24 protein-coding genes, 1 tRNA gene and 1 pseudogene are annotated in these 25,320 nt (G+C 60.8%); 13 read left to right on the top strand and 13 right to left on the bottom strand.

What is annotated here, in order from left to right:
* The first annotated feature begins 49 nt into the window (after positions 1–49).
* Entirely contained in the window at positions 50–871 is an 822-nt protein-coding gene (locus IF204_RS05285; RefSeq protein ID WP_194095230.1) for a helix-turn-helix domain-containing protein, read from the top strand.
* On the opposite strand, the gene IF204_RS05280 is transcribed toward IF204_RS05285, so the two are convergent.
* Positions 868–1,446 carry a lytic transglycosylase domain-containing protein gene (locus tag IF204_RS05280; RefSeq protein WP_194095228.1) on the bottom strand — a complete coding sequence of 193 codons (579 nt, stop codon included), beginning with the start codon at positions 1,444–1,446 and terminating at the stop codon, positions 868–870. The genes IF204_RS05285 and IF204_RS05280 overlap by 4 nt on opposite strands.
* A gap of 194 nt (positions 1,447–1,640) precedes the next feature.
* Between IF204_RS05280 and ssb the strand changes: the two genes are divergently transcribed.
* Positions 1,641–2,147, top strand: coding sequence for a single-stranded DNA-binding protein (gene ssb, locus IF204_RS05275; protein ID WP_194095226.1), 507 nt, complete (start codon positions 1,641–1,643; stop codon positions 2,145–2,147).
* A 179-nt stretch (positions 2,148–2,326) separates the two neighbouring features.
* On the opposite strand, the gene aroB is transcribed toward ssb, so the two are convergent.
* Together aroB and IF204_RS05265 are read right to left on the bottom strand one after the other, a co-directional pair.
* Positions 2,327–3,436: a 3-dehydroquinate synthase gene (gene aroB / locus IF204_RS05270; RefSeq protein ID WP_194095225.1), complete on the bottom strand. Its 1,110-nt coding sequence runs from the start codon at positions 3,434–3,436 to the stop codon at positions 2,327–2,329.
* Between the two features lies 1 nt (position 3,437).
* Positions 3,438–4,040: a shikimate kinase gene (locus IF204_RS05265; protein ID WP_194095223.1), complete on the bottom strand. Its 603-nt coding sequence runs from the start codon at positions 4,038–4,040 to the stop codon at positions 3,438–3,440.
* Positions 4,041–4,141: 101 nt separating this feature from the next.
* On the opposite strand from IF204_RS05265, the gene IF204_RS05260 reads away from it, so the two are divergent.
* The 5 genes from IF204_RS05260 to IF204_RS05240 all read left to right on the top strand — a co-directional run bounded on the left by IF204_RS05260 (position 4,142) and on the right by IF204_RS05240 (position 9,143).
* Complete coding sequence (locus IF204_RS05260) at positions 4,142–4,297, top strand: hypothetical protein (protein ID WP_194098259.1); 156 nt, start codon at positions 4,142–4,144, stop codon at positions 4,295–4,297.
* Between the two features lie 4 nt (positions 4,298–4,301).
* On the top strand, positions 4,302–5,834 hold the full coding sequence (locus tag IF204_RS05255) for a hypothetical protein (RefSeq protein ID WP_194095221.1): 1,533 nt from the start codon (positions 4,302–4,304) through the stop codon (positions 5,832–5,834).
* A 17-nt stretch (positions 5,835–5,851) separates the two neighbouring features.
* Positions 5,852–6,778, top strand: coding sequence for a site-specific tyrosine recombinase XerD (locus tag IF204_RS05250; protein ID WP_194098151.1), 927 nt, complete (start codon positions 5,852–5,854; stop codon positions 6,776–6,778).
* A 49-nt stretch (positions 6,779–6,827) separates the two neighbouring features.
* A complete protein-coding gene (locus IF204_RS05245) occupies positions 6,828–8,129 on the top strand; it encodes an HlyC/CorC family transporter (RefSeq protein WP_194095219.1) in 1,302 nt (433 codons plus the stop codon).
* A gap of 408 nt (positions 8,130–8,537) precedes the next feature.
* Complete coding sequence (locus IF204_RS05240; protein WP_194095217.1) at positions 8,538–9,143, top strand: invasion associated locus B family protein; 606 nt, start codon at positions 8,538–8,540, stop codon at positions 9,141–9,143.
* Positions 9,144–9,195: 52 nt separating this feature from the next.
* Here IF204_RS05240 and IF204_RS05235 read toward each other — a convergent pair whose 3' ends face one another.
* From IF204_RS05235 to IF204_RS05220, 4 genes are read right to left on the bottom strand one after another with little or no spacing between them, the layout of a single operon-like run.
* A complete protein-coding gene (locus IF204_RS05235) occupies positions 9,196–10,407 on the bottom strand; it encodes a beta-ketoacyl-[acyl-carrier-protein] synthase family protein (RefSeq protein WP_194095215.1) in 1,212 nt (403 codons plus the stop codon).
* A 6-nt stretch (positions 10,408–10,413) separates the two neighbouring features.
* On the bottom strand, positions 10,414–10,677 hold the full coding sequence (locus IF204_RS05230) for an acyl carrier protein (RefSeq protein ID WP_194095213.1): 264 nt from the start codon (positions 10,675–10,677) through the stop codon (positions 10,414–10,416).
* A 58-nt stretch (positions 10,678–10,735) separates the two neighbouring features.
* Positions 10,736–11,827, bottom strand: a complete 1,092-nt coding sequence (locus IF204_RS05225; RefSeq protein WP_194095211.1) for a UDP-3-O-(3-hydroxymyristoyl)glucosamine N-acyltransferase — start codon at positions 11,825–11,827, stop codon at positions 10,736–10,738.
* 23 nt (positions 11,828–11,850) lie between these two features.
* Positions 11,851–13,455, bottom strand: coding sequence for a L,D-transpeptidase family protein (locus IF204_RS05220; RefSeq protein ID WP_194095208.1), 1,605 nt, complete (start codon positions 13,453–13,455; stop codon positions 11,851–11,853).
* Between the two features lie 310 nt (positions 13,456–13,765).
* Here IF204_RS05220 and IF204_RS05215 point away from each other — a divergent pair, with 310 nt between their 5' ends.
* The gene (locus IF204_RS05215) at positions 13,766–14,335 is read left to right on the top strand and encodes a YcbK family protein (RefSeq protein WP_194095207.1); all 570 of its coding nucleotides are present in this window, start codon (positions 13,766–13,768) and stop codon (positions 14,333–14,335) included.
* A 62-nt stretch (positions 14,336–14,397) separates the two neighbouring features.
* On the opposite strand, the gene IF204_RS05210 is transcribed toward IF204_RS05215, so the two are convergent.
* A complete protein-coding gene (locus IF204_RS05210) occupies positions 14,398–15,234 on the bottom strand; it encodes a LysR family transcriptional regulator (protein WP_194095205.1) in 837 nt (278 codons plus the stop codon).
* Between the two features lie 241 nt (positions 15,235–15,475).
* Between IF204_RS05210 and IF204_RS05205 the strand changes: the two genes are divergently transcribed.
* Together IF204_RS05205 and IF204_RS05200 are read left to right on the top strand one after the other, a co-directional pair.
* Entirely contained in the window at positions 15,476–15,841 is a 366-nt protein-coding gene (locus IF204_RS05205; RefSeq protein WP_167638765.1) for a helix-turn-helix domain-containing protein, read from the top strand.
* 103 nt (positions 15,842–15,944) lie between these two features.
* Positions 15,945–17,075 carry a methyl-accepting chemotaxis protein gene (locus IF204_RS05200; RefSeq protein ID WP_194095204.1) on the top strand — a complete coding sequence of 377 codons (1,131 nt, stop codon included), beginning with the start codon at positions 15,945–15,947 and terminating at the stop codon, positions 17,073–17,075.
* A 222-nt stretch (positions 17,076–17,297) separates the two neighbouring features.
* Here the strand turns inward: IF204_RS05200 and IF204_RS05195 are convergent.
* From IF204_RS05195 to pdxH, 5 genes and pseudogenes are all read right to left on the bottom strand, one after another.
* Positions 17,298–20,900: pseudogene (locus IF204_RS05195) on the bottom strand (vitamin B12-dependent ribonucleotide reductase).
* A 469-nt stretch (positions 20,901–21,369) separates the two neighbouring features.
* Positions 21,370–21,446, bottom strand: a tRNA-Pro gene (locus IF204_RS05190).
* A 48-nt stretch (positions 21,447–21,494) separates the two neighbouring features.
* The gene (locus IF204_RS05185) at positions 21,495–21,986 is read right to left on the bottom strand and encodes a DUF192 domain-containing protein (protein WP_194095203.1); all 492 of its coding nucleotides are present in this window, start codon (positions 21,984–21,986) and stop codon (positions 21,495–21,497) included.
* Entirely contained in the window at positions 21,962–22,492 is a 531-nt protein-coding gene (locus IF204_RS05180) for a cold-shock protein (RefSeq protein ID WP_194098150.1), read from the bottom strand. Before IF204_RS05180 ends, IF204_RS05185 begins: the two co-directional genes overlap by 25 nt.
* A gap of 122 nt (positions 22,493–22,614) precedes the next feature.
* Positions 22,615–23,220 carry a pyridoxamine 5'-phosphate oxidase gene (gene pdxH, locus IF204_RS05175; RefSeq protein ID WP_194095202.1) on the bottom strand — a complete coding sequence of 202 codons (606 nt, stop codon included), beginning with the start codon at positions 23,218–23,220 and terminating at the stop codon, positions 22,615–22,617.
* A 139-nt stretch (positions 23,221–23,359) separates the two neighbouring features.
* On the opposite strand from pdxH, the gene fabI reads away from it, so the two are divergent.
* The 3 genes from fabI to gpt are packed head-to-tail and all read left to right on the top strand — an operon-like array spanning position 23,360 to position 25,308.
* Positions 23,360–24,166: an enoyl-ACP reductase FabI gene (gene fabI / locus IF204_RS05170; RefSeq protein WP_194095201.1), complete on the top strand. Its 807-nt coding sequence runs from the start codon at positions 23,360–23,362 to the stop codon at positions 24,164–24,166.
* A 3-nt stretch (positions 24,167–24,169) separates the two neighbouring features.
* On the top strand, positions 24,170–24,781 hold the full coding sequence (locus tag IF204_RS05165; protein ID WP_167638759.1) for a LysE family translocator: 612 nt from the start codon (positions 24,170–24,172) through the stop codon (positions 24,779–24,781).
* Positions 24,782–24,795: 14 nt separating this feature from the next.
* On the top strand, positions 24,796–25,308 hold the full coding sequence (gene gpt, locus IF204_RS05160; RefSeq protein ID WP_167638758.1) for a xanthine phosphoribosyltransferase: 513 nt from the start codon (positions 24,796–24,798) through the stop codon (positions 25,306–25,308).
* Positions 25,309–25,320: the final 12 nt, after the last annotated feature.

Below are 25,320 nucleotides of genomic sequence, written 5' to 3'. Positions count from 1 at the left end.
GTCGAATCGCTTCGGTAAAGGTTGCACAAACCGAACATCGGAGCCGACGATGACCCCGCCGAAGCCCTATGCCGACCCAGCGCAGAACGCCCTCTCGCTGACCCATATCGTCCCGCAGAACGCCGCCAGCAAATGGCGGACCGAGGCGATGCGCAGCTATAGCTCTCCGCGACTGATCTTCTTCACCAAGGGCCAAGGCCGCATTACCGTGTCGGGCCTGACCAGCGGCTACGGCGCGAACAACCTGATCTACGTCCCCGCCAATACGCTGTTTGGCTACGAGGCCGGAACGACTGTCTTTGGCTACGTCATCTCGATCCCCCGTGCCCTCGCTCACGAATGGCCCGAAGACCCCGTTCACCTGCGGATGCGCGACGTGCTGATCCAAAAGGAATTCGTCAGCACCCTCGACAGTCTGGAGCGTGAAATGAAATCCGGCCGCGCAGGCCATGAACGCGCCGCGCACCACATGCTCGGCATCATGTCGGTGTTCTTCCAGCGTCAGCTTGAGGACAACCCGCCCGTCGATACCACGGGCCGCACCACAAGCTCCGCCGCACGTCTGGTGGCAGCTTTCACAGATCTGCTGGAGCGTGGATTCGCATCCGGAAAAGGCGTCACCGCCTACGCGCGCGAGCTTGGCGTAACCCCGACGCACCTCACCCGCTGCTGCAAACAAACCTGCGGGAAATCGGCGCTCGCCATCATCAACGACCGCATTCTGTACGAGGCACGCGAGCGCCTGCGCACCAGCAAAACGCCCGTGAAAACAATCGCTTCGGATTTGGGTTTCTCGTCTGCGGCTTACTTCACCCGTAGCTTCCAGCACGAAACAGGCATGACCCCGTCAGCCTTCCGCAAGGCGCATTAACTGCCCCAGATCACCGCGACATAGTGGGTGGTCTCGCGGTACGGCGGCACGTCACCATAGCGGTCCACGGCCTCAGGGCCCGCGTTGTAGGCAGCCAGCGCCAGACGCCAGTCGCCAAAACGGTCGTACTGCATCCGCAGATAACGCGCGCCGCCTTCGAGGTTCTGACGCGGATTGTGCGGATCGACACCAAGGAACGTCGCAGTCGCCGGCATCAGCTGCGCCAGACCGATCGCGCCCTTGCTGCTCTTGGCGGAAGAGTTCCAGCCGCTCTCCTGCTGCACGAGGCGCAGGAACAGATCAACGGGCACGTTATACTTGCTGGCAGCCGAGCGGGCCATCGTCAGATACTCGCCGCTATAACCGCCATTGTAAGCCGGAGCCGACACGGCAATCGGCGCAGGCGGGCTGGTCGGCATCAAACGGCTGGAGGTCGAGTACTGCTCGGATGCACGGCCATCGAGGACTGACAACTGGCTCTGGAACAGGGCCATCCGGCCCGACGACGACACGCTATCCGCCAGCGCGCCACCAGCAACCACGCTGCATACCGCAGCAATCGCCAAAATTCGCATCGTTCCGCACCTGTCCCGTTTGTTTCGGCAAACCTAGGACATAGGTTCCATCAGGAAAACCACACAGCTCCGTGATCGGCAATTCTCTGCCCGCTGGGTATTTACCGGACGTGAGGGACTTTGTGCTTTATTCATCCCGCACGGGATGATGTAACGTCCCGAACAAAAGAAACGAGATTCGAGGGAGACGCGGCATGGCCGGTTCAGTCAACAAAGTCATCCTGATCGGAAATCTGGGTCGCGACCCGGAAGTCCGCAACTTCAATAACGGTGGCAAAGTCGTCAACCTGCGCATCGCCACCTCGGAAAACTGGAAAGACCGCAACACCGGTGAGCGCCGCGAGCGCACCGAATGGCACTCGGTCGCCATCTTCAACGAAGCCCTGGGCCGCATTGCAGAGCAATACCTGCGCAAGGGCTCGACCGTCTACGTCGAAGGCCAGCTGGAAACCCGCAAGTGGCAGGACCAGTCCGGTCAGGACCGCTACACGACCGAGGTCGTTCTGCGTCCCTTCACCGGCAACCTCACGCTCCTCGGCGGCCGCGGTGACGGCGGTCAGGGTGGCGGCGGTGGCGGTGGCTACGGCGGCGGTTACGACAACGGCCCGTCCTCGTCGGGCGGCGGCTACGGCGGCGGCTACGACAGTGGCCCCTCCGGCGGTGGCAACTCCGGCGGCATGGACGACGAAATCCCGTTCTAAACAAAAAGCCCCGCCATCCGGCGGGGTTTTCTTTTGTCCAAGGGGGCTCTGCCCCCACGCCCTTCGGGCTTCCCCCGAGGTATTTTTATCAGAATGAAGCGCAGGTCGCCCTGCCTTTGTGCCCTAAATATCCCGGGATGAATGGCCGGAGGCCAGAGGGGCAGCGCCCCTCCGCTGTCTTATCCGTTCAGCGCGTCGCTCAGAACATCAAGGACTGCATCGCGCGGCACGTCCGATGTGACGAAGCTTTCGCCGATGCCGCGCGCGAGGATAAAGCGCAGTTTGCCGTCGAGGACTTTTTTGTCCTGTCCCATCAGATCGAGAAGCGCCTCTGCATCCGGCAGATCGTCGTCGATGTCGGTGACGTCGGTTTTCATGCCCATGTCTTTGAGGTGAGCGCGGACGCGGCTGGGGTCTTCTTGACTACACAGACCAAGGCGGGCCGAGAGTTCGAATGCCAGCGCGCAACCGATCGACACGCCTTCGCCGTGCAGGAGGCGGCTGGAGTAGCCCGTCGCGTTTTCCAGTGCGTGGCAGAACGTGTGGCCGAGGTTGAGGAGCGCGCGGTCGCCTTGCTCGGTCTCGTCGCGCATGACGATCTCGGCTTTCATTTGCACCGAGCGGGTCACGGCATGGACGCGGGCTTCCATGTCTCCGTCGCGGAGCGCGGGGCCATTTTTCTCCAGCCAGTCGAAGAACTCCGCATCGCCGAGCAGGCCGTATTTCACGACTTCACCGTAGCCCGCGAGGAAATCGCGTTCGGGCAGCGTCGCGAGGATCGCGGTGTCGGCCAGAACGAGGCTCGGCTGGTGGAAGGCGCCGATCAGGTTCTTGCCTTGGGGCGCGTTAATGCCTGTTTTCCCACCGACAGAACTGTCGACCTGCGCCAGCAGCGACGTCGGGATCTGCACGAAGCGAACACCGCGGCGCACGACCGCTGCAGCAAAGCCCACGAGGTCACCGATCACACCGCCGCCAAGGGCGATGACAACGCCGGTACGCTCTACCTTTTCGGACAGAAGCCATTCGACGGCGCGGGAGAATTGCTCCCACCCTTTCGTGCTTTCACCAGCGGGCAGCGCCAGCGCGGTGTGGGAGATGCCGGCCTTGTCCAGCGAGGCTTCGAGCGTTTTCAGATGCAAGCCCGCGACGGTTTCGTCGGTGATGATCGCAACGGTGGGTTTGCGCAGCAGCGGCAGGATGCGCGCACCGGCTTCCTCCAGAAGGCCCGGTCCGATCACCACATCATATTCGCGGCCCGGAAGGCCGACGTGCACGGTTTGCTGCATATTACTCTTTCTCCAGTACATCAGGGCGGGACAGCAGAGAGCGGATCACGGCGTTCGTGGTCGCCTCGATGCTGTTGCCCTTTTTGGTTTGCGCGCTGAGGTTCGCCAGCGCGTAGATCGGATCGCGTTTCGTCATCAGTTCCGACAGCGTTTTTTTCGGGTTCGGCGTGCGCAGCAGCGGACGGGTGTCCTTGTGGCGCACGCGGTCCCAGAGCGTATCCAGCGTCGCCTTCAGCCAGACCGACACGCCCTTTTCGGTGATCGCGGTGCGGTTCCGTTCGGCCATGAAGGCACCGCCGCCCGTGGACAGGATGCAGGGCGGACCGGACAGAAGGCGCTCGATTACCTCGCTTTCGCGGCGGCGGAAAAACTCCTCGCCGTCGCGGGTGAAGATCTCTGCGATGGTGGCATTGGCGGCGACTTCGATCTCGTGGTCCGAATCGACGAAGGGAACGCCCAGTTTTGCGGCGAGCGCCTTGCCGATCGCGCTCTTGCCCGACCCCATCATCCCGACAAGAACGACCGTGCGATGCAGACGGTATTTTTCAGCTTTCGCGACCGAGTTGTCGGTGTCGTGATCGCTCTCCTGCACCCGAGGGCCCATTTTGTTATCCAAACTGACGTGATCTTGTGTTCAAGGGAATATATAAAGACCGCCAAGGGTGCAAAGCCCGTCGAGGCAAAGAAGGCAAGAAAGGTTCGGGAATGTTGTGGAAACTGATCAAGCTTCTACTGGTTCTGCTGATTTTGGCAGGCATCGGTCTGGTGGTTTACGCTTATGTCGGACCGCTGATTTTCCCCTCGGACTTTGACGCGCCGACGCAGACCGTGACCCAGCCGATTGAATTGGACGTCGAGTAATCACATGCGGTTTGCCGGTACGATATCCTTACTGGCGTTGATCGCCAGCACCGCGAGCGCCCAGTCGGAACAGCCGCTTTCGGCGATCGACTGGCTGTCGCGTAGCGTCGATCCCACGACCGAACAGCCGCTGGAGCAAGCGGTGCCGAACGGCATGGAAGGCGCTGTGGACGAGGACGTGACCGTCACGCCGCTCGATAGCGCGTCGCCAGATACGGTCGGCATTCTTTCGGCGCAAATCACTGGTTTGCCGATGAACCTCTGGCAACAGTCGGACGAATCGACGCTGGTCAATCTGGTGAACGCGGAGCGCACGTCGATGCTGCCTGCGGTGCAGGATCTGCTCGTTACGCTACTTCTTGCCGAGGCTGTGGCCCCGCATGATGCCGGTCCCGACGGCGCATTGTTCCTCGCACGTCTCGATAAACTGCTGGACCTTGGACAGCTCGAACAGGCGCAGGCGCTGGTTGAGGCCGCTGACCTCAAGCGGCCCGAAATTTTCCGCCGCTGGTTCGATATCTCGCTGCTGACGGGGACCGAGGAAGCGACCTGCGCGATGCTCAACGATGTGCCGGACCTGTCACCTACAGAGGCGGCGCAGATTTTCTGCCTCGCGCGGGGCGGCGACTGGGATGACGCGGTTCTTGTGTTCAACACCGCCCGCGCGCTGGGCGATATGCCTGCCGATCTGGAGCTGCTGGTCGAGCGGTTCCTCGACGCGCACCTCGATGATATTTCTGCCCCGCTGGAGCAGCCCGAACGCCTCAGCCCGCTGGTCTTCCGCATGTTCGAAGCCATCGGCGAGCCGATCGCGACGACTTCTCTGCCCCGCGCCTTCGCCTACGCCGACCTGCGCGACATCATGAGCTGGCGCACCCGTCTGGAAGCCGCCGAGCGTCTGGCCCGTGCCGATGCGATCAATTCCAACGTCCTACGCGCGCTTTATGAAGAACGCAGCCCCGCCGCATCGGGCGGTGTCTGGGATCGTGCCGAAGCGTTCCAGCAGTTCAGCACCGCGATCAACTCCGGCGACCCGAGCGCCGTGTCCTCCACCCTGCCCGCCGCTTGGGCCGCGATGGAAGAAGCCCGCGCCGAGGCTCCGTTTGCCCGTATCTTCGCCGCAGACCTGGCGCGTTTGCCGCTGACTGGCCAGGCTAAGAAACTCGCCTTCCGCATCGCGATGCTGTCGCCCGAATATGAAGAGGCCGCGCAGACCTACGTGCCGACCGACGTCGACGAGGCGTTCTATATCGCCGTCGCGCGCGGTGACGTCAGCGAGGTCGAGCCGCAGTCCGACAAGCAGCGCACAATCTATAACGCCTTCCAAGGCACTCCCGTCCCGGACATCACCTCAACCCTGCTGGGCGAGCGCAAACTGGGCGAGGCGCTGCTTCGCGCCATCGCGACCTTCGGCGAAGGCATGACGGGCGATCCGGTCGGCATCACCGAGGCGCTGGCCACCTTCCGGGCTGTCGGACTTGAGGACGTGGCCCGCCGCGCCGCCCTCGAATACCTGCTGCTGGAGCGTCCGTCGTGACACCAGCCGAGCAGCCGATGCTTCATTGGGTGCAGGCATTCCTTGAAGCGCAGGCGGCAGAGCTCGATGCGGCCACCAACACCCAACTGGCCTACGCCCGCGACCTCAAGGATTTCGCCGGCTGGCTGGAACGGCGCGATGTCCATTTCGCGACAGTCATGCAGGATCAGGTCGAAGGCTATCTGATCGCTTGCGAGGCCGAGGGGCTGGCCCAATCCACCCGCGCCCGCCGCCTGTCCGCGATCAAACAACTCTACCGTTTCGCGTTCGAAGAAGGCTGGCGAGAGGACAACCCCGCCATCCAGATCCGCGGTCCGGGGAAGACAAAGAAGCTGCCGAAAACGCTCACCGTGGAAGACGTCGACAAACTGCTCCACGCCGCGCGGACCCACGGGCGCGAAGTGGCGCGGAACACCTGCCTCATGGAACTGCTCTACGCCACAGGGATGCGCGTGACCGAACTGGTCAGCCTGCCCGTCGCCGCCGTCAGGGGCGATCCGCAGATGGTCTTGGTGCGCGGTAAAGGCGGCAAAGAGCGGATGGTCCCACTGTCCGACCCCGCCCGCGCGGCCATAACCGACTGGCTGATCGAACGCGACAACGCCGAGGAACTCGCCCGCCGCAAAGGCCAGCCCGCCTCGAAATTCCTGTTTCCCTCGCGCGGTAAGGACGGCCACCTTACGCGGCACCGGTTCTTTATGCTGATCAAGGAACTGGCCGTCGCGTCGGGCATTTCGCCCGCATCGGTCACGCCCCACACGCTGCGCCACGCCTTCGCCACGCACCTGCTCGAAGGCGGCGCGGACTTGCGCGTCATCCAGACCATGCTCGGCCATGCAGACCTCGCGACCACGGAAATCTACACCCATGTGGTCGACGAGCGCTTGAAATCACTGGTGCTCGAACATCACCCGCTGGCGCGAAAGAGCGGCAAGACAACTTGAAACAAGGGCCCGCGCGCCCCATAACCGAGAGAGAAACTCGGAAAATCATATGACTACGGCTCTCGACACTGCATTCTGGTTCACTGCCGCCGGCATCCTTGTGCTGCTGGTGCTTTCGGCGTTCTTCTCGGGCTCCGAAACCGCGCTGACGGCTGCCAGCCGCGGCAAGCTGCGCGCTGCCGCCGACAAAGGCTCCCGCTCCGCCGAAAACGCGCTGGAGGTGACAGAAGACAGCGAGCGCCTGATCGGCTCGATCCTACTGGGCAACAACGTGGTCAACATTCTTGCGACCTCGCTGGCGACCGCCCTGCTCACGAAGGTATTCGGCCAGAACGGTGTGGCTGTCGCAACGCTGGCGATGACCCTGCTCGTGCTGATTTTTGCCGAAGTGCTGCCGAAAACCTACGCGATCACCAATGCCGAAACCGTGGCGAGCCGTGTCGCGGCCCCGATCAAGTTCGTCATCCTGATCTTTTCGCCCATCGTGTCTGCGGTCCGCCTTTTGGTGCGCCTGGTCCTGCGCGTCTTTGGCGTCGACACCGACCCGAACAGCCACATCCTCGCCGTCCGCGAAGAAATCGCGGGCGCGCTGAACCTTGGCCACTCCGAAGGCGTGGTGGAAAAGGAAGACCGCGACCGTATCCTCGGCGCGCTCGACCTGTCCGACCGCTTTGTTGAAGAGGTGATGACCCACCGCTCCAACATTGAAATGCTGGACGCCGATCTTCCCGTCACCGAGATCCTCGACCGCGTGCTGGAAAGCCCGCACACCCGCCTGCCGCTCTATCGCAACGAGATGGAAAACGTCGTCGGTGTCCTCCACGCCAAAGACCTGCTGCGCGCCCTCAACCGCATGATGGCCGACGGCCGGATCGAGCCCGAGGAAATGGCGAACTTCAACATCCTCGACGTGGCGATGGAGCCGTACTTCATCCCCGAAACCACCACGCTCGACGACCAGATGCGTCAGTTCCTGAAACGCAAATCGCACTTTGCACTGGTGGTGGACGAATATGGCGGGCTGGAAGGTCTCATCACGCTGGAGGACATCCTTGAGGAAATCGTCGGCGAGATTGCCGACGAATTCGACGAAGAAGACAACGACCAGATCACCGAAACCGAAGACGGCGCGGTGATCGTTGACGGTGCGATGACCATCCGCGACCTCAACCGTGCGCGCGACTGGAACCTACCCGATGACGAGGCGAACACCGTTGCGGGCCTTGTCATCCACGAGGCGCAACTGATCCCGCTGCGTGGTCAGGTATTCAGCTTCCACGGCTTTCGGTTCGAGGTTCTGGAGAAGGAACGCAACCGCGTTGCAACCGTGAAGATACGTCCGCTCGGCTAATACTTTCGCGCGTCGGTGTTGTACCTTTGCGCAATACAACTTTTACGATTTTACGGTATAACGAAGTTACTCCAGAGCGGTCAGCTTTGTAGTAAACTTCTCCCTGAAGGACTTGCCGCGCCCCTCTTGGCGCGGCTTTTTTCTTAACAGCGAAAATCCTGCATTTTGCCTGTTGACGGTACGTGCTGCATTGCGTAGCGTCTGCACAAATAGTCGGCCAAGTCCGACAGGGAGAGATGTGAAAAGGAGCTGCGTTGCGGCTCCTTTTTACTTTTGGATCACAGTTTTACGAACCAAAGTTCAAGTATTTTCATCACTCCGTGATCGCCTGCAATTGTCAGCAAACCCTACTGGCACTATCTCAATCCTATGTTAGCTTTCGCACCGACGAATAATTTAGGATTTATGATGATCAACACGCTTAAACCGCTCGCAACGATCGCCCTGATCGCCATGGGTGGCGCCGCCTTTGCTCAGGACGCCGAGCCCGCCACCGACGATGCCGCCGCGACCGCAGAGACGACCAGCGAAGCGACCGCAGAGCCGACCGTCCCGCAGCCGGGTCAGGTCTATATCAAGGAAACCTCGGGCGACTGGGAAGTGCGCTGCATGAAGGCGGAAGAAGGCAACACCGACGACTGCCAGATCTACCAGCTTCTGACCGACGGTGACGATAATGCCGTTTCCGAAGTGAAGATGTTCCCGCTGCCCGAAGGTAACGAGGTCGTCGCTGGCGCTGTGATCGTCGTTCCGCTGATGACCCTGATCCCCGAAGGCGTGACGCTCACCGTCGATGGTGGCCAGCCGCAGCGCTACCCGTTCGAATTCTGTAACCAGGCTGGCTGCGTCTCGCGCATCGGTTTGCGTGCGGAAGAACTGAACAGCCTCAAGCGCGGCAACAAGGGCACCGTGCGCCTCGTTCCCGCCGGTGCTTCGGATGGCGAAGAAGTGCTGCTCGATATGTCGCTGACCGGCTTCACTGCTGGCTTCGAACAGGCGACCGCACCGCGCTAATCCGCGCCATATCTGAAAACGGAAACGCCGCCTTTCGGGGCGGCGTTTTTTCTTAGTTGGCTTTGCGAAGCGCGAGGACAGCGTTGAGCCCGCCAAAGGCAAAGGCGTTGGACAGCACCGTGTCCACATTCGCCTCCCGCGCCTCGTTCGGGACCACGTCCAGCGCGCATTCGGGATCGGGCTCTTCATAGCCGATGGTCGGCGCGATCACGCCGTCACGCAGCGCCATGACACACGCCAGAAGCTCTACCGCGCCCGTACCGCCGATCAGGTGGCCGTGCATGGATTTCGTGGACGAGATCATCAGCTTGTCCGCATGGCTGCCGAACGCATCCGCGACGGCCGCCGATTCCGTTTTGTCGTTCGCTGCCGTGCCGGTACCGTGGGCGTTGATGTAGCCAACGTCAGAGGCGTTGATCTTGCCGTCTTTCAGCGCGCCGGAGATCGCGCGCGCCGCGCCTTGCTTCGACGGCATCACGATGTCGGACGCATCCGAGGACATGGCAAAGCCGACGACTTCGGCCAGAATGACCGCGCCGCGCTTCTTGGCGTGCTCGTATTCCTCGAACACGAAAACACCCGCGCCTTCGCCCTGCACCATGCCGTTGCGGGTGGCGCTGAACGGACGGCAGGCGTCTTTGGACATGACGCGCAGACCTTCCCACGCTTTCACGCCGCCGAAGACCAGCATGGACTCCGATCCGCCCGTCAGCATCGCCTGCGCCATGCCCGAACGGATCATCTGGAATGCCATGCCCATGGCGTGATTGGACGACGCGCAGGCGGTCGCAACGGTGAACGACGGGCCGCGGAGGTTGAACTCCATCGACACATGGCTGGTCGCGGCGTTGTTCATCAGTTTGGGCACGATAAAGGGGTGAACGCGGTTCTTCCCCTCCTCGTAAACTGCGCGGTAGTTTTCGTCCTGCGTGGACAGACCGCCGCCCGAGGTGCCGAGGATCACGCCCGAACGGTCGGCCAGCTCGCCTTGAAACACGATACCCGACTGGGCCATCGCTTCACGCGCGGCAAGCAGCGTGAACTGGGTGAAACGGTCGAACAGCGCGATTTGCTGGCGGTTGAAATGCACCTGCTCGTCGTAATCTTTGACCTGCGCGCCGATCTGCACGGCCAGACGTTCCACATCGCGGACATCGAGCTGCCCGATCCCGCAGCGCCCTTCGCGCATTGCCTCAAGGGTGGAAGCCACATCATGGCCGAGCGCGTTGATCGTGCCGGCTCCGGTAATGACGACGCGGTGCATTCTGGATTAGACCTTTTCCGTCACCAGCTGCTCGACAGCAGCAACGATCGACGCGACGGTCGAAATATCGAAATCGCTTTTCTCGGGTTCGTTGGCATTGAACGGGACAGTAATGTCGAAGGCTTCTTCAATCGCGAAAATGCTTTCCACCAGACCGAGGCTGTCGATGCCCAGATCTTCGAGAGTGTTTTCCATCTTCACGTCCGACGGCTCCAGAACGGCCTGCTCGGCAATGATAGCAATGGTTTTTTCACGAACGTCGTTCGTCATGCTGTAGTCCCCGTATCCCTTTACAGCGCGCACCCGAAAGGCCGCGCTGATGATCTAGTCATTCTGGCTTGCTATTGAAACCAGATTTTGACGATCCGACCTTGTCGCGCGAAAAACGCGGTAGGCGGCGGAGTGCCTTATACATATCGACCTGCTGCGTCATCGTCGTCGCAGGGTAGCCCATCATCACACGACCCGATGGTACATTTGCAAGAACGATCGTCCCTGCCGACGTAACGACATCGTCACCGATTTTCAGATTGTCACCGACGCCGGTCTGTCCGCCAAGCACAACGCGGTCTCCGATCACGGTCGAGCCCGCAACGGCAGCGTGCCCCGCCATGAGGCAGTGATCGCCCATCGTGACGTTGTGGCCAAGGTGGCAGCCGTTGTCGATCTTGCAGCCGTTGCCGACCTTCGTTGCGCGGATGGTGCCTGCGTCGATGGTGCTACCGACACCGATTTCGCAGTCGTCACCGATCTCCACCCCGCCGAGGGAGTGGATGCGGTGCCAGCTTGGATCGTCGGGGATGTTCGCCTCGGCCTCGCCCATCGTGGCGCGGGCGCGTTCGACGTTGGATACATCGGCCGAGACCCACGAAAACCCGTCGCTGCCGATCACGGCGTTCGGATGAATGACTGCGCGCGCGCCGATGGTGACGCGTCGCAAAATCTTGGCCCCGTCGAGGATCACCGAGCCTTCACCGATCACAACGCCCGGTGCGATGACGACATGGGCCGCAATGCGAGAGCCAGCGCCGACCTTGGCGCCTTTGCCCACTATACTATAAGGACCGATGGCGACGCCCTTGCCGATCTCCGCGCCGTCAGTGATTGCAGTGACGTGGATGCCGTCCTCGATATCCCACGGCGTATCGAGCATCTGCGTGAGGCGAGCCATGGCGAGGCGGGCGCGCGGCGCGATGATCGCGGCTTCCAGCCCCAGCGCTTTCCAATCGGCTCCGGGCCATACAATGGCAGCGCGGGCCTGCCCTTCGGCCAGTTTCTCGCCGTATGCAGGCGACATCGCCAGCGCCAGATCGCGCGGACCAGCCGAAGCGGGTTCGGACGCGCCGTCTACTATGATGTCGGTTGCCCCGAACGCCTCAGCGTTCAGAGCCTTTGCAATCTCAGCGATCGAGTGTGCCATGACATCCTCCGTTTCAGGAGGGTTTAGCCCTGAACGCCGGCGCCTGCCACCCCTGCCGCGCTCAGCGCGTTCCAGATCTGACGGTCACGACCATAAACGTCGCGGCGGAACTGCAGCGTGCCATCCGCATTGGTGAAGGCCGTGCGGTAATCGAGGTGCACCGGAATCGGCGTCTCCAGATTGACGCGCTGTTCGACGCCAGTGCGCAGTTTGGCTTGGAAAAAGCCCTGCGGATCGTCGGTCTGACGCGCCAGCAGCGCATAGGCAAAGTCGTGCGGGTCCTGCAGGCGGATACACCCGTGGCTGAACGCACGGGATTCGCGCGCGAACAGGCTGCGCGACGGGGTGTCGTGCAGATAGATGTTGTAGCGGTTCGGGAACATGAACTTCACGGTTCCCAGCGCGTTCCCCGGACCCGGCGGCTGCTTCATCGAATACGGGAAGCTGGACGCGGTGAACTGGCTGAAGTCCTGATTGCGGCTCATCACCTGCCCCGAGGCATTGATGATCTGCAGCTGACCCGCTGCCGCAGGGTTCTGCTGGAGCTGCGGCAGGTACTCACCCACGACGATGGAACGCGGCACGTACCAGCTGGGGTTGATGACCATGTGCTCCATCGTGTCAGAGAACTCCGGCGAGCGGCGGTCGCTGGTGTTGGCGCCGATAACCGCGCGGGTCTCGAACGTGACGATATCATCGTCGATAATCATTGCGGTGAAGTCAGCCTGGTTCACCCAGACGTGGCGTTCGCCGCGTTCGCGGTTCAGCCAGCGTTCACGCTCCATCGCAACGATCACGGATTGCAGACGCTCTTCGGGCGAGACGTTCAGTTCGGTCAGCGTGCCGCCACCGGCAACGCCGTCAACGAGCAGACCATGCTCGGCCTGGAATTTACTGACGGCCTCGACCAGTTGGTCGTCGTAAGTCGACGACACCGAGCGGCCCATGTAGCCCATCTTGATCAGACGATTGCGCAGCTCGACCACGGTCGGGCCAGTATCGCCGGGACGCAGGGTGTCGGACGCGCGGACAGTCTCGCCCCACCCGCCCGCAAGGATGCGGTGTTCAAGGTCGATCTTCGCGCGCATTAGGCGGGCGTATTCGCCGGTCTGCGGTGCGAGGTCGCGGATATATGTAGTGGGATCAGCCTCAGCGAACGCGGTCAGCGTTTCCAGACGGTCGCGCACGGGTGCCTGACGTTTGATGTCGGAGGAGACCTGCGACGGCACGAGGATGCCGCTTTGCAGATCGCGGGCGTAATCGAGGAAGAGCTTCGTCAGCTCGACATCCATCTGGCCGCGTTCGTAAACGGTGTCGGCAGCCTGCATACGGGCAATCAGTGCCTGCGGGTCAAACTGGGCTTGCGGCAAGCCGTGGAGCGAGGCGGAATCAAACGCGCCGAGCAGCGCGTTGCGGCGCGCTTGGGCCATTTCGTCGGTTCCGGACCAAAGCCCTTGGAAGTCGCGAGCACGATAAAATGCGGCAATCGCGTCGTCCTGAGAGGCATTCTCGGCAATTGCCTGTCGGAAAGCCGTCACTTGGGCGTGTGCCGGAGTGCTGAATACAACCGTCAAGGCGATTGCGGTGGCAGCCATAAAGGCGGCGGGGCGTTTAACAATTCGCGCCATACTTATACCAAATGCCTCTTTTTATTCATAAAACCGCACTGCACGCGGCGTTTTAATTGATAATAGGCCGCTCTTTGAATTCCGCCAATGCCAACTGTCCCGACTATCCATTTGCAGGGTAATTCGGCCACAGGCACAAATCCGCACAGGTTTTGCGCAAGTTCCTGCCGATTTGTGCGCTGGCGATGGAACCTTTCTCAATCCGTGGTTGGTTCGTTAACTTTCCCATGTCATAAAGTGCCTGCATCTGGGGATGAGATGACACAACCCGCTCGATAGCGGGCACTAGAAACGGGACAGGCAAATTACCATGACTGAACATACCTCTACGGGTTTCACTCGGCGTGGACTTCTGCGTGCTTTCGCAGCAACGACCGTTGTTGCAGCACCAACGTTTTCCAAGGCCGCTGGGTTCCTTCGTGGTGCGGGAGATATTCGCCGCATCAAGATGTACTCGGGTCGTACCGGTGAAAAAGTGGACATGATCTACTGGGTCGAAGGCGACTATATCCGCGAAGCCGTGGATCAGGTTACCTACTTCATGCGCGACTGGCGCAACGGCCAGACCAAAAACGTCGACACTCGCACGATCGACATTATGGCAGCAGTCCACAACATGCTCGAAACCGACGAGCCGTACATGATGCTCTCGGGCTATCGTTCGCCGGAAACCAACGCGATGCTGCGTAGCCGTTCGTCGGGCGTGGCCAAGAACTCGCTGCACATGCAGGCACAGGCCGCAGACCTCCGTCTGCAAAGCCGTTCGATCACCCAGATGGCTTCGGCAGCACAGTCGTGCCAAGCGGGCGGCGTCGGCACCTATCGTGGTTCGAACTTCGTCCACATGGACTGTGGTGGCGTGCGTACGTGGAACGGCTAAAGCCTTCCGGCTTTGGCTATGGAATTTGGGCGCCTTCGGGCGCCTTTTTCCTTTTTAGGGGCCTAGATATCGTCGTCCATCAGCGCTGACGGGTCCATCGACTTGATCCAGCTATCAGGCACGCCCGCAATCTGGATATCGTAGGTCCGGATCGACGAGGACACGACACCGACACTGTTGTCGGGGAAACGGCAGCCCATCATCACCCGCGCATACGAGATCGGGAACTTCTCGTCAGGCTCCTCGCGCGGCAATTCGGTCGAGATATGGTCGAACCGCACCCCGCCATTGGCGAGGATTTCGCGGTAGGGATCGAACGACACCGCCCCCAGCCCCGATCCGCGCACGAGGCTGCTGAAAGACAGGCCAATGCTCGACGCCGCCCAGTCCTTGCCGAACCACGTTGCATAGGACGACCGCGCGCCGATTTCAGCGCAGACCCACTGCGTCCCTGACGGACGGAATACGATGCAGTGCGAACGATGTGCTGCAAATGCGCGATGATTGAGCTTTCCTTCGGCCTCCGCCCACGCCTTTGCTGTCGCGCGGAGCCTCTCCGGCCCGTCCTGCCAGAGCTTCGTGAGCGAATGTTGCTGAAGGTAGTAGCGATTCCCCTGCTCCGGCTCGACCATCAAGTGGGACAGGCCCTTGATCTTACCGGACTGGTTCTTGAGCCACGCATCACCCCGCGCAACGATCTCGAGCGCCTCGTCGAGCGCCCGTTCACCTTCCGGCGTCAATTTGTAGCGGCGGTCCTCGTCGAGTTCGAACAGCTTCTCGCCACGTTCCTGCTCCAGAATCGAAATATGCCGGCGCAAAGTCTGCCGGGTGCTACCCAAAAGGGTAACTGCACGCGAAAGATTTAATACTTCTGCGAGCGTCGTAAACGATCGCAGCATTTCATATAACAACGGTGCTCGTCCCTGGTTATGCGTAGCCACTCGCGACACTGCCTCAACATACATTATGGTTGTATGTTATTACGGCAGATCCACGCAATTCCGTCTTAGTCTAATACCTATGAGTGATAAATCATACATTGGTGTATGATACGCTTACCGTTGCCGAACAAATTTCATCAGTTGAATATTACTTCATCGTTCATGATAGGCAGTTTAACGAGTAACGATGGAGAACAGCATGGCCCACCCGGTAGACGATTTCGTCGCACAGCGAATTCGGCAGGCTCGCTTGATGCGCGGATTGACCCAATCGGGACTTGCTGCACAGATCGGATGTTCGTTCCAGCAGCTCCAGAAATACGAAGCCGGCCAGAACCGCGTTTCGGCCAGCCGTCTCTATGAAATCGCCGAAGCGCTCGACGTCCAACCGTCTTATTTCTTTGACGGATACGACTCTACCGCGCCCCAGCAAGAGATGGACAACACCGCCTCGCGCATCCTGTTCGCGCTGGCCAAGGTCGACGATCCCGACGTGCGCGAAAGCCTCTGCCGGATGGTCCAGTCCATTGCGAACAGCAATGGTGGTGCGGACTCCTTCGAATAAGTCCCCCTTCTACCTAAACGTCTACTTCATTCGGTCGTTACCTTTGCTGTACCCCCAAGAGAGGGGCGGCAGATAAACGGACAGTATGATGCAGATTGCAGGTATGGCACGTCTCGAGCTCGGCGTTCTCGCAGGCTCGGTTTTGGTAAGCGGTGGTTTGGTAGCGTGGCAACTGAGCGGCGGACCGGCATGGTCCAGCGCCATCGTTGGCGTGGTCGGCATCGGAACGGCGATTTTCGGACTTCAGCGCGGCACCCGCTGGGAAAAGCGGTTTAGCCGCGTCCGCACCACCTTCAAAGGGATCGCCGGCGACAAGAACCTGTCCCGCCGCGTGGAGCTTGGTCCGAACTGCACCATCGACGCCTTCCTGACCGAGCTTGAACATACGATGCAGACGCTGGGCCGCGGCTCGGCAGACGTGAACGTTTCGTCCAAGGCGCTGGCCTCTGCGATCCAGCTCGTCGGCAGCAACTCCGAACAGCAATCCTCGGCGGTCGAAGAACTGTCCGCATCGGTCGAGGAAACCGCGAGCGTGGTGCGCTCCAATGCCCAGACCGCGAAACTCGCCAACGAACTGGCCAGCGGCGCTGCCCGCACCGCAGAGCGCGGCAAGAACCAGGTCGACAACATGGTCACCGCGATGGACAAGATCGAAACGTCCTCGCGCGAGATCATGCAGATCATCAAGGTCATCGACGAAATCGCGTTCCAGACCAACCTGCTCGCGCTGAACGCTGCCGTCGAGGCCGCGCGCGCCGGTCAACATGGTCGCGGTTTTGCCGTTGTTGCGCAGGAAGTCCGCAACCTCGCCGCCCGTTCGTCCAAGGCCGCGCAGGAAACCTCGCGCCTCATCGAGACCTCGCGTCAGCAGGTCGTCGTCGGCGTGGAAACCTCCAGCGAGACCAGCCAAACCTTCGAGAAGATCAACAAGGACATCGCCGAAGTCGCGACCCGTCTGGGCGAGATCAACCTTGCCAGTTCGGAGCAGACCCGCGCGGTGGACCAGATCAACTTCTCCATGACCGAGATCGAGAACCTCACCCGCCGCAACACCCTTCAAGCAGACGAGCTGAATATGACGCTCGGCAGCCTGAGTGCCGCGAACGAGATCATCCGCAGCGAAATCGCCACCTACAAGCTGACGAATACCGGCACGAGCGGCGGCACCAGCAAAGCGAAGCCCGCCAACAGCAGCGCGCCCGCGAAGAACGCGAGCCAGATTGCGGCGCAGTAAAATTGCCTCGTAAATATCTGTTTTCGAAAAAGAAAGGGGAGCCGCAAGGGCTCCCCAGTGTCACGGATCGGGTGGAATTATATACCGCCCGTTAGCTTTTTGCCTGTATCCCGATCCGCGTCGGGGGCCAGCGCACCGGCCCCGGAACCGTGACGCCAGAGGGCGAAGATCGCCCCCTAGCCTTTTGATCTGCCAGCCAAAACCGCCGCCAGATCGAATTCCTTAGCTACAGCCCGATGTCGAGCCGCAGGTGTTGCACTTCATGCAGGTGCCGTTGCGCACCAGCGTGTAGTTGCCGCATTCACCACATGGGTCGCCTTCGTACCCCTGCATCCGCGCCTTGTCACGGGCAGAGATGGCGGTCGCGACGGCAACTTCGGATACCGTTGTCTGCACCGTTTTCACAGCAGACGGCGCGACCGGCGCGACGCTGTTCAGCATCGTCAACTCTTCCGGCAGACGCTTGCGCAAGTACCCCGCCGAAGAGATTTGTCGCAGCACTTCCAACGACTTGGAGGCCGCAGTTTCACTCGGCTCAGCAACGTTGCCCGCCTGATCGGCGTGGAGATCATCGAAGGCCGCGCCCTGCGGTTTGATGTGCGCAAGGTCGGTCCGGTCGAGGTAGGACACCGCCAGTTCGCGGAAGATGTAGTCGAGGATCGAGGTCGCCGACTTGATCGAGTCATTGCCCTGAACCATGCCCGCCGGTTCGAACTTGGTGAAGGTGAACGCGTCCACGAACTCTTCCAGCGGCACGCCGTACTGGAGGCCGACGGACACCGCGATGGCGAAGTTGTTCATCATCGCGCGGAAGCCCGCACCTTCCTTGTGCATATCAAGGAAGATCTCGCCGAGGTTCCCGTCAGCGTATTCGCCGGTGCGCAGGTAAACCTTGTGACCGCCGACGACCGCTTTCTGGGTGTAGCCCTTGCGGCGCTCGGGGAGCTTCTGACGGCTGGCGCGGACAACCTCCTTGACGATGACCTTTTCGATCACCTTCTCGGCGATGACAGCAGCCTTTTCGGTCGGGGTGCCGCTTTCCAGCACTTCCGCGGCCTCGTCATCTTCCTCGACCAACGCAGCGGCGAGCGGCTGCGACAGCTTGGAGCCGTCACGGTAGAGCGCGTTCGCCTTGATGCCGAGGCTCCACGACAGCTCTTAAGCCTTCTGGCAGTCCTCGATGGTGGCCGAGTTCGGCATGTTGATCGTCTTGGAAATCGCACCCGAGATGAACGACTGCGCCGCCGCCATCATGCGGATGTGCGCGTCGACCGACAGGAACCGCTTGCCCTTCTTGCCGCACGGGTTCGCGCAGTCGAAGATGTGGTAGTGCTCTTCCTTGAGATGCGGCGCGCCTTCCAGCGTCATGGTGCCGCAAACGTGGTCGTTGGCAGCATCAATGTCTTGCTTGCTGAAGCCGAGGTGACGCAGCAGGTCGAACGACGGATCGTTCAGCTTGGCCGCCGGAATACCGAGCGACTTCTGGCAGAACTCCTCGCCCAGCGTCCACTGGTTGAATACGAAACGGATGTCGAAGGCGGTTTTCAGCGCCGCTTCGATCTTGTCGATTTCGGGCTGACCAAAGCCATGGCCGATCAGCGCGGTGTGGTTGATCGCAGGCGCCTGACCGATGGTGCCGTGACCGACGGCATAGGCGATGATCTCTTCGATCTGGGCGGAGTTATAGCCCAGCCCCTCAAGCGCCGACGGCACGGAGCGGTTGATGATCTTGAAATAACCGCCGCCCGCGAGTTTCTTGAACTTCACCAGCGCGAAATCCGGCTCGATGCCCGTGGTGTCGCAGTCCATGACCAGACCGATGGTGCCCGTCGGCGCGATGACCGAAACCTGCGCGTTGCGGTAGCCGTGCTTCTCGCCCAGACGCAGCGCCTCATCCCATGCCTCGACCGCCAGCGCGATTAGGCGGTTGTCGGGGCAGTTGCCGTGGTCGAGGGCGACCGGCTTTACCGCAAGCGCCTCGTAACCGTCCGCGTTGCCATGCGCTGCATTGCGGTGGTTACGAATGACGCGGAGCATGTGCGCCTTGTTGCGCTCGTAGCCCGCGAAAGTGCCCAGCTCGCCCGCAATTTCGGCCGAGGTAGCATATGCGATGCCGGTCATGATCGCGGTCAGAGCGGCGTTTAGCGAACGGCCCTCGTCGCTGTCATAGCCATAGCCCATGTTCATCAGGAGGCCGCCGATGTTGGCGTAGCCCAGACCCAGCGTCCGGAAATCATAGGACAGCTGCGCGATTTCCTTGGACGGGAACTGCGCCATCATCACCGAGATTTCCAGCGTCACGGTCCAGAGGCGGGTCGCGTGGATGTAGGCTTCGGCGTTGAACTCGCCCTGATGGTAGAACTGGAGCAGGTTCATCGACGCGAGGTTGCACGCGGTATCGTCAAGGAACATGTATTCCGAGCACGGGTTCGAGCCGCGGATCGCGCCGTCTTCGGGGCAGGTGTGCCACGCGTTGACGGTGTCGTGGAACTGGATGCCCGGATCGGCGCAGGCCCAAGCGGCGTGGCCAACCTGATCCCAAAGGTCACGCGCCTTGACGGTCTTGGAAACGGTGCCGTCCTTGCGGTTGATCAGGTTCCAGTCGCCATCGTTACGGACGGCCTCAAGGAAGGCATCGGTCACGCGGATGGAGTTGTTGGAGTTCTGGCCCGACACGCTCGCATAGGCTTCGCTGTCCCAGTCGGTGTCGTAGGTGGGGAATTCGATGCTGGTATGGCCCTGCTTGGCGTAGTCCAGCACGCGCTTGACGTAGGTTTCGGGGATAGCGACCTTCTTGGCTTCGCGGACAGCGGCCTTCAGGCTGTCGTTCTTCGCCGGATCGTAGGCGTCGGCCTCTGCGCCGTCCCAAGTGTTGATCGCTTTGAAGATTGCGTTGAGCTTCTGCTCGTGCATCTTGGAACCGGCGACGATGGACGCGACCTTCTGTTCCTCGATGACCTTCCAGTTGATGAAGTCCTCGATATCAGGGTGGTCGGCGTCGACGATCACCATCTTTGCGGCGCGGCGAGTGGTGCCGCCCGACTTGATCGCACCGGCAGCGCGGTCGCCGATCTTGAGGAAGCCCATCAGGCCCGACGACTTGCCGCCGCCCGAGAGTTTCTCGCCCTCACCGCGCAGCGACGAGAAGTTAGTGCCCGTGCCCGAGCCGTATTTGAACAGACGCGCCTCGCGGACCCAAAGGTCCATGATACCGCCCTCGTTCACCAGATCGTCGGCGACGGACTGGATGAAGCAGGCGTGGGGCTGCGGGTGCTCGTAGGCGGAGTTCGATTTGACCAGCTTGCCGGTCTTGTAGTCGACGTAGTGGTGGCCCTGCGCGGGACCGTCGATGCCGTAGGCCCAATGCAGACCGGTGTTGAACCACTGCGGGCTGTTCGGCGCGGCCATCTGGTTGGCCAGCATGTAGCGCATTTCGTCAAAGTATGCGCGGGCGTCGTCCTCGGTGGTGAAATAGCCACCCTTCCAGCCCCAGTAGGTCCAAGCACCGGCGAGGCGGTCGAACACCTGTTTGGCGCTGGTCTCTCCGCCCATCTCGGCGTCTTTGGCGGGAACGGAGCGCCACAGGAATTCGGGCACGTCTTTTTCTTTGACCTTAGTCGCACTCGACGGCACGCCGGCTTTGCGGAAGTATTTCTGGGCGATCACATCGCTTGCGACCTGGCTCCAGGTTTCGGGCACTTCGCAGTCGTCGAGTTTGAAGACAATCGACCCGTCCGGATTGCGGATTTCAGAAGAGACTTTGCGGAATTCGATACCCGCGTAGGCGTCCTGACCGGCCTTCGTAAAGTAGCGCTCGATTTTCATCTTGTTCTGCCCAAAATTCCGGGGCCGTTCCCTGCCCCGCATAACCATTCCAGCCGAACCCAGCCCGACCGATCCCCCAAACGGCAAACAACATTCGGTGCTTCGGAGAGCCGAAACATGATGCCCGCAAAGGGCCGCTGCATTGTATTGAACCGATTGATCGGCACTACATCTGGTGAGACGTCGCCGATGCACGCAAATTGGCAAAACTAGGTTTAGGGGGTCAACGGGGTTTTTAATCTAAATGAAGGATAAAAACTGTTGACCGGCGGGGAACCGCACCAATTGCCCGATTCACCCACTGTTTCATCCACAGAGAGTTAACGAGACCTTAATCCTGACGGTAATCTCGACCCTATCCGTTCGGATACATGTTCACCATTTTTGGGCAAACGCACAAAATCACGGCGCCGTGAGAACCAAAGTTCCCGCCTGCGATTCATCAGATGATTCTGTTGTGAGGAGGAAGTGGTCGGGACGGCAAGATTCGAACTTGCGGCCTACGGTACCCAAAACCGTCGCGCTACCAGGCTGCGCTACGCCCCGACTGGCGCCCGTTTAAAGTGACTGATCCGGAAAGAAAAGATCAAAAAGTCACTGACAGGGTTTTGCCGCGTTCTCGCCCATCGACGGATGCTGCATGACGTCGCCTTCCTCGATTCCGAGGCGCGCGGCAAGGCCGCCGTTGATCTCCAGCACGTACTGGATGTCATCCCCGCCAGGGATCGGTGTTTCGTCGAGCGGAATAGCTTTATCGTGGATGCGGGTAATCGTACCCGTTTCATCCGCAAACAGCATGTCGAGAGAGATAAGCGTGTTGCGCATCCAGAACGCGGTCTGCTGCGGCTGGTCGTACACAAACAGCATGCCCGACAAGGTCGGCATGGAGGGTACGTTCATCAGTCCCTGCGCCCGCTCTTCATAGTCGTCGGCCACTTGGACGGTGAAACGGGCGACACCGAAGTCGCCCGAAACAGTGACAAGATCATCACGGCAGCTGACTTGTGCGGAAACAGGGTGAGTGAAACCAAGAACCGCGACTGTCGCCGCAATGAAAGAACTCAGCGTTGTATTGCGCTTTCCCAAACCAGTACCTCGACAGCCATCTTGCCACGCTTGCCATCTATGCTGCGCAGGCCGATAGCCTCACCCGGTTGAAGATCGGCAAGACCCGAACGGCGCAGCACTTCGATGTGCAGAAACACATCTTCGGGCGATCCGAAGGCATTTGCAAACCCAAAACCCTTGGCTTTGTCGAACCACTTCACGCGGGCCGGTTCGATCTCGGTATCGGCAAGGACAGCCTCGTCGATTTCCACCAGATCGGTCAGCGTGCTGCCAGCGCCCGGATTTTCCGGAGGCTCGATCGCGAGGATCTCGACAGCTTGGATACCGCGGTCGGTTTCCTGAGTTACAAGTTCAATACGCGAGCCGTCGGCCACGGAGCTTTGTCCGAAGTTACGTAAGACATTCGCGTGCAGAAGGATATCCGGTCCGCCGAGGTCTGTTATGACAAAGCCATAACCCTTGGCAGGATCGAACCACTTGACGCGCCCGGTAAGGGTGCGTCCGGTCAGTATTTCGTCAGTCATCTTATTCATTATATTCCCGCCTCGACCCCCATCCGGCCGAAGTTTCTAGTTACCCAACAGACCTGTTTTTCGATGATAAAACAAGCTTAAACTTGGGATATTACATTCACGAAGCGTGGAATTCACGGGTACAGACGGTCAATTTTCCACTCCTCCCGTATATCCGAACGGGACCATCGGAACCGGTCGTGCAACCGGAAGGCGCCATCAGCCCAGAATTCGATTTCCAGCGGTCTAATTCGGAACCCACCCCAGAACGGAGGACGTTTTGGGTTGATTCCCTCGCGCGCCGTCACCGTCGCAACCTCGGCCATGAGCGTGCCGCGGCTATCGAGCGGCTGGGACTGTTTGGACGCCCATGCCCCCAGACGGCTCTTGAGCGAGCGCGAGTTGTAGTAGTCGTCGGCCTGTGGCCCGTCTTCTTTTTCCACGATGCCGCGCACGCGCACCTGACGGCGGAGCGACTTCCAGTGCATGACGAAGGCAGCCTTTCCGGCCTGCTCGACTTCCTGCGCTTTGCGGCTGCCGTAGTTGGTGTAGAAAACGAAAGCGTCCGCTTCGATGTCTTTCAGCAGAACCATCCGTGCATTCGGCATCCCGTCCGCATCCACGGTGGACAAAGCGATAGCGTTCGGATCGTTGAGTTCCGATCCTTCGGCCTCTTGCAGCCAAACCTTCGCGATCACGAAAGGATCGTTTCCGGCAAATATTCCGCTTCTGTCGCTCATGTTTTCTTCTCCAAACGCGCGGCACTTAACTTCAAGTTGTGCGCCTTCAATAGTGACGTTGCGTCGCGGGCGCACTTGATGAGCTTCGGCCAATCGCCTACACCGAAACGAAACTAAGCCTCGGAGGCAAGAGGAACATATGTCGTCACAACTGATGCAGGGCAAGCGCGGGCTCATCATGGGCCTTGCCAATGACAAATCGATTGCATGGGGTATCGCCAAGGCGCTCGCCGATGCAGGCGCCGAGCTGGCGTTCTCCTATCAGGGCGATGCCCTGCTCAAGCGCGTTGGCCCGCTGGCCGCGCAACTCGGCTCGGATCTCGTTCTGCCTTGCGACGTCTCGGACATGGATTCGGTCGATACCCTCTTCAGCGAGCTTGAAGCCAAATGGGGCAAGCTGGACTTCATCGTCCACGCCATCGGTTTTTCGGACAAGAACGAACTGCGCGGTCGCTACGTCGACACCACCCGCCAGAACTTCCTGACCACCATGGACATCTCGGTCTACTCGTTCACCGCCGTCACCCAGCGCGCGGCCAAGATGATGACCGAAGGCGGCTCGTGCCTGACGCTGACCTATTACGGCGCCGAACGCGTGATGCCCCACTATAACGTCATGGGCGTCGCCAAAGCCGCTCTGGAAGCATCGGTCCGCTACCTCGCCGAAGACCTCGGCAAGGACAACATCCGCGTCAACGCGATCTCGGCCGGTCCGATCAAGACCCTCGCCGCGTCGGGCATCGGCGACTTCCGCTATATTCTGAAGTGGAACGAGTACAACTCGCCGCTCCGCAAGAACGTGTCGATCGACGAAGTTGGCGGCTCCGCGCTCTACCTGCTGTCGGACCTTTCGACGGGCGTCACCGGCGAAACCCACCACGTCGACGCTGGCTACCACGTTGTCGGCATGAAGGCCGTCGACGCGCCGGACATGAACAAGGAATAAGCGATGACCACCGCCGCGTTCATCTCGATCGTTCTGATCCACCTCGCGGCGGCGATCTCCCCCGGTCCGAGCTTTGTCGTCGCCGTCCGCACCGCCGCCTCCGACGGTTTCCGTGTGGCTTCGGCGCTGGCCTTGGGCTTCGGACTGGGCGCTGTTCTGTGGGCGGGCGCGGCCATGGCCGGCCTCGCCATCCTGTTTGAACTGGTGCCCGCGCTGTTTCTGGGCCTGAAAATCGTTGGCGCGCTGTTCCTGTTCTGGATTGCCTTCCAGATGTGGAAACACGCCAAAGAGCCCCTGCCCCAGAACACCGATACCGCCCCGCGCTCCGCGCTTTCGGCGATCCGCTACGGTTTCCTGACCTTCGCATCGAACCCGAAGCCCGCCATTTTCTTCGGCGCGGTTTTCGTAGGCCTCGTGCCGCATGACACCCCCTTGCCGTGGCGTCTTGCGATCCTTGCGGCGGTTTTCGCCAACGAAACACTCTGGTATATCGTCGTCGCGCGCGTGTTCTCTATGCCACGCGCACGAAATGCCTATCTGCGACTCAAGGCTGGCGTCGACCGCACATTCGGCGGTCTGCTCGTGCTTTTGGGCCTCAAAGTCGCCCTTACCTGAAGGACCTCCATCCGATGCCGCAAACGGATCGCCTCCCCTACGAAAAAGGCTTCCACGTCAGCTGGGACCAACTCCACCGTGACAGCCGCGCGCTTGCGTGGCGCCTTGACGGCCACGGCCCGCTGGAAGGCGGCGCATGGAAAGCCGTGATCGCGATCACCCGCGGCGGCATGGCACCGGCAATGATTATCGCCCGCGAACTCGATGTGCGCACCGTCGATACCATCAGCGTCAAATCCTACGACCACCAGAGCCAGACATCGGCAAAAGTGCTGAAGGCTCCCGACGCCGAAATCACAGGTGACGGCCACGGCATCCTCGTGATCGACGACCTCGTCGACTCGGGCAAAACGCTGGAACTGGTGCGCGAGATGTACCCCAACGCCCACTTCGCGACTGTCTACGCCAAGCCCAAAGGCCGCCCGCAGGTCGACACCTTCGTTACCGAAGTCAGCCAGGACACATGGATCTTCTTCCCGTGGGACATGGCGCTGCAATACGTCCAGCCGTTCCGCGGTAAGGACTGAACCTCCTTCATT

Source organism: Marivivens aquimaris (genome assembly GCF_015220045.1).
GTDB lineage: Bacteria > Pseudomonadota > Alphaproteobacteria > Rhodobacterales > Rhodobacteraceae > Marivivens > Marivivens aquimaris.
Note: the sequence above shows the minus strand (reverse complement) of the source record. Positions and strands in the feature narration are given on the sequence as shown.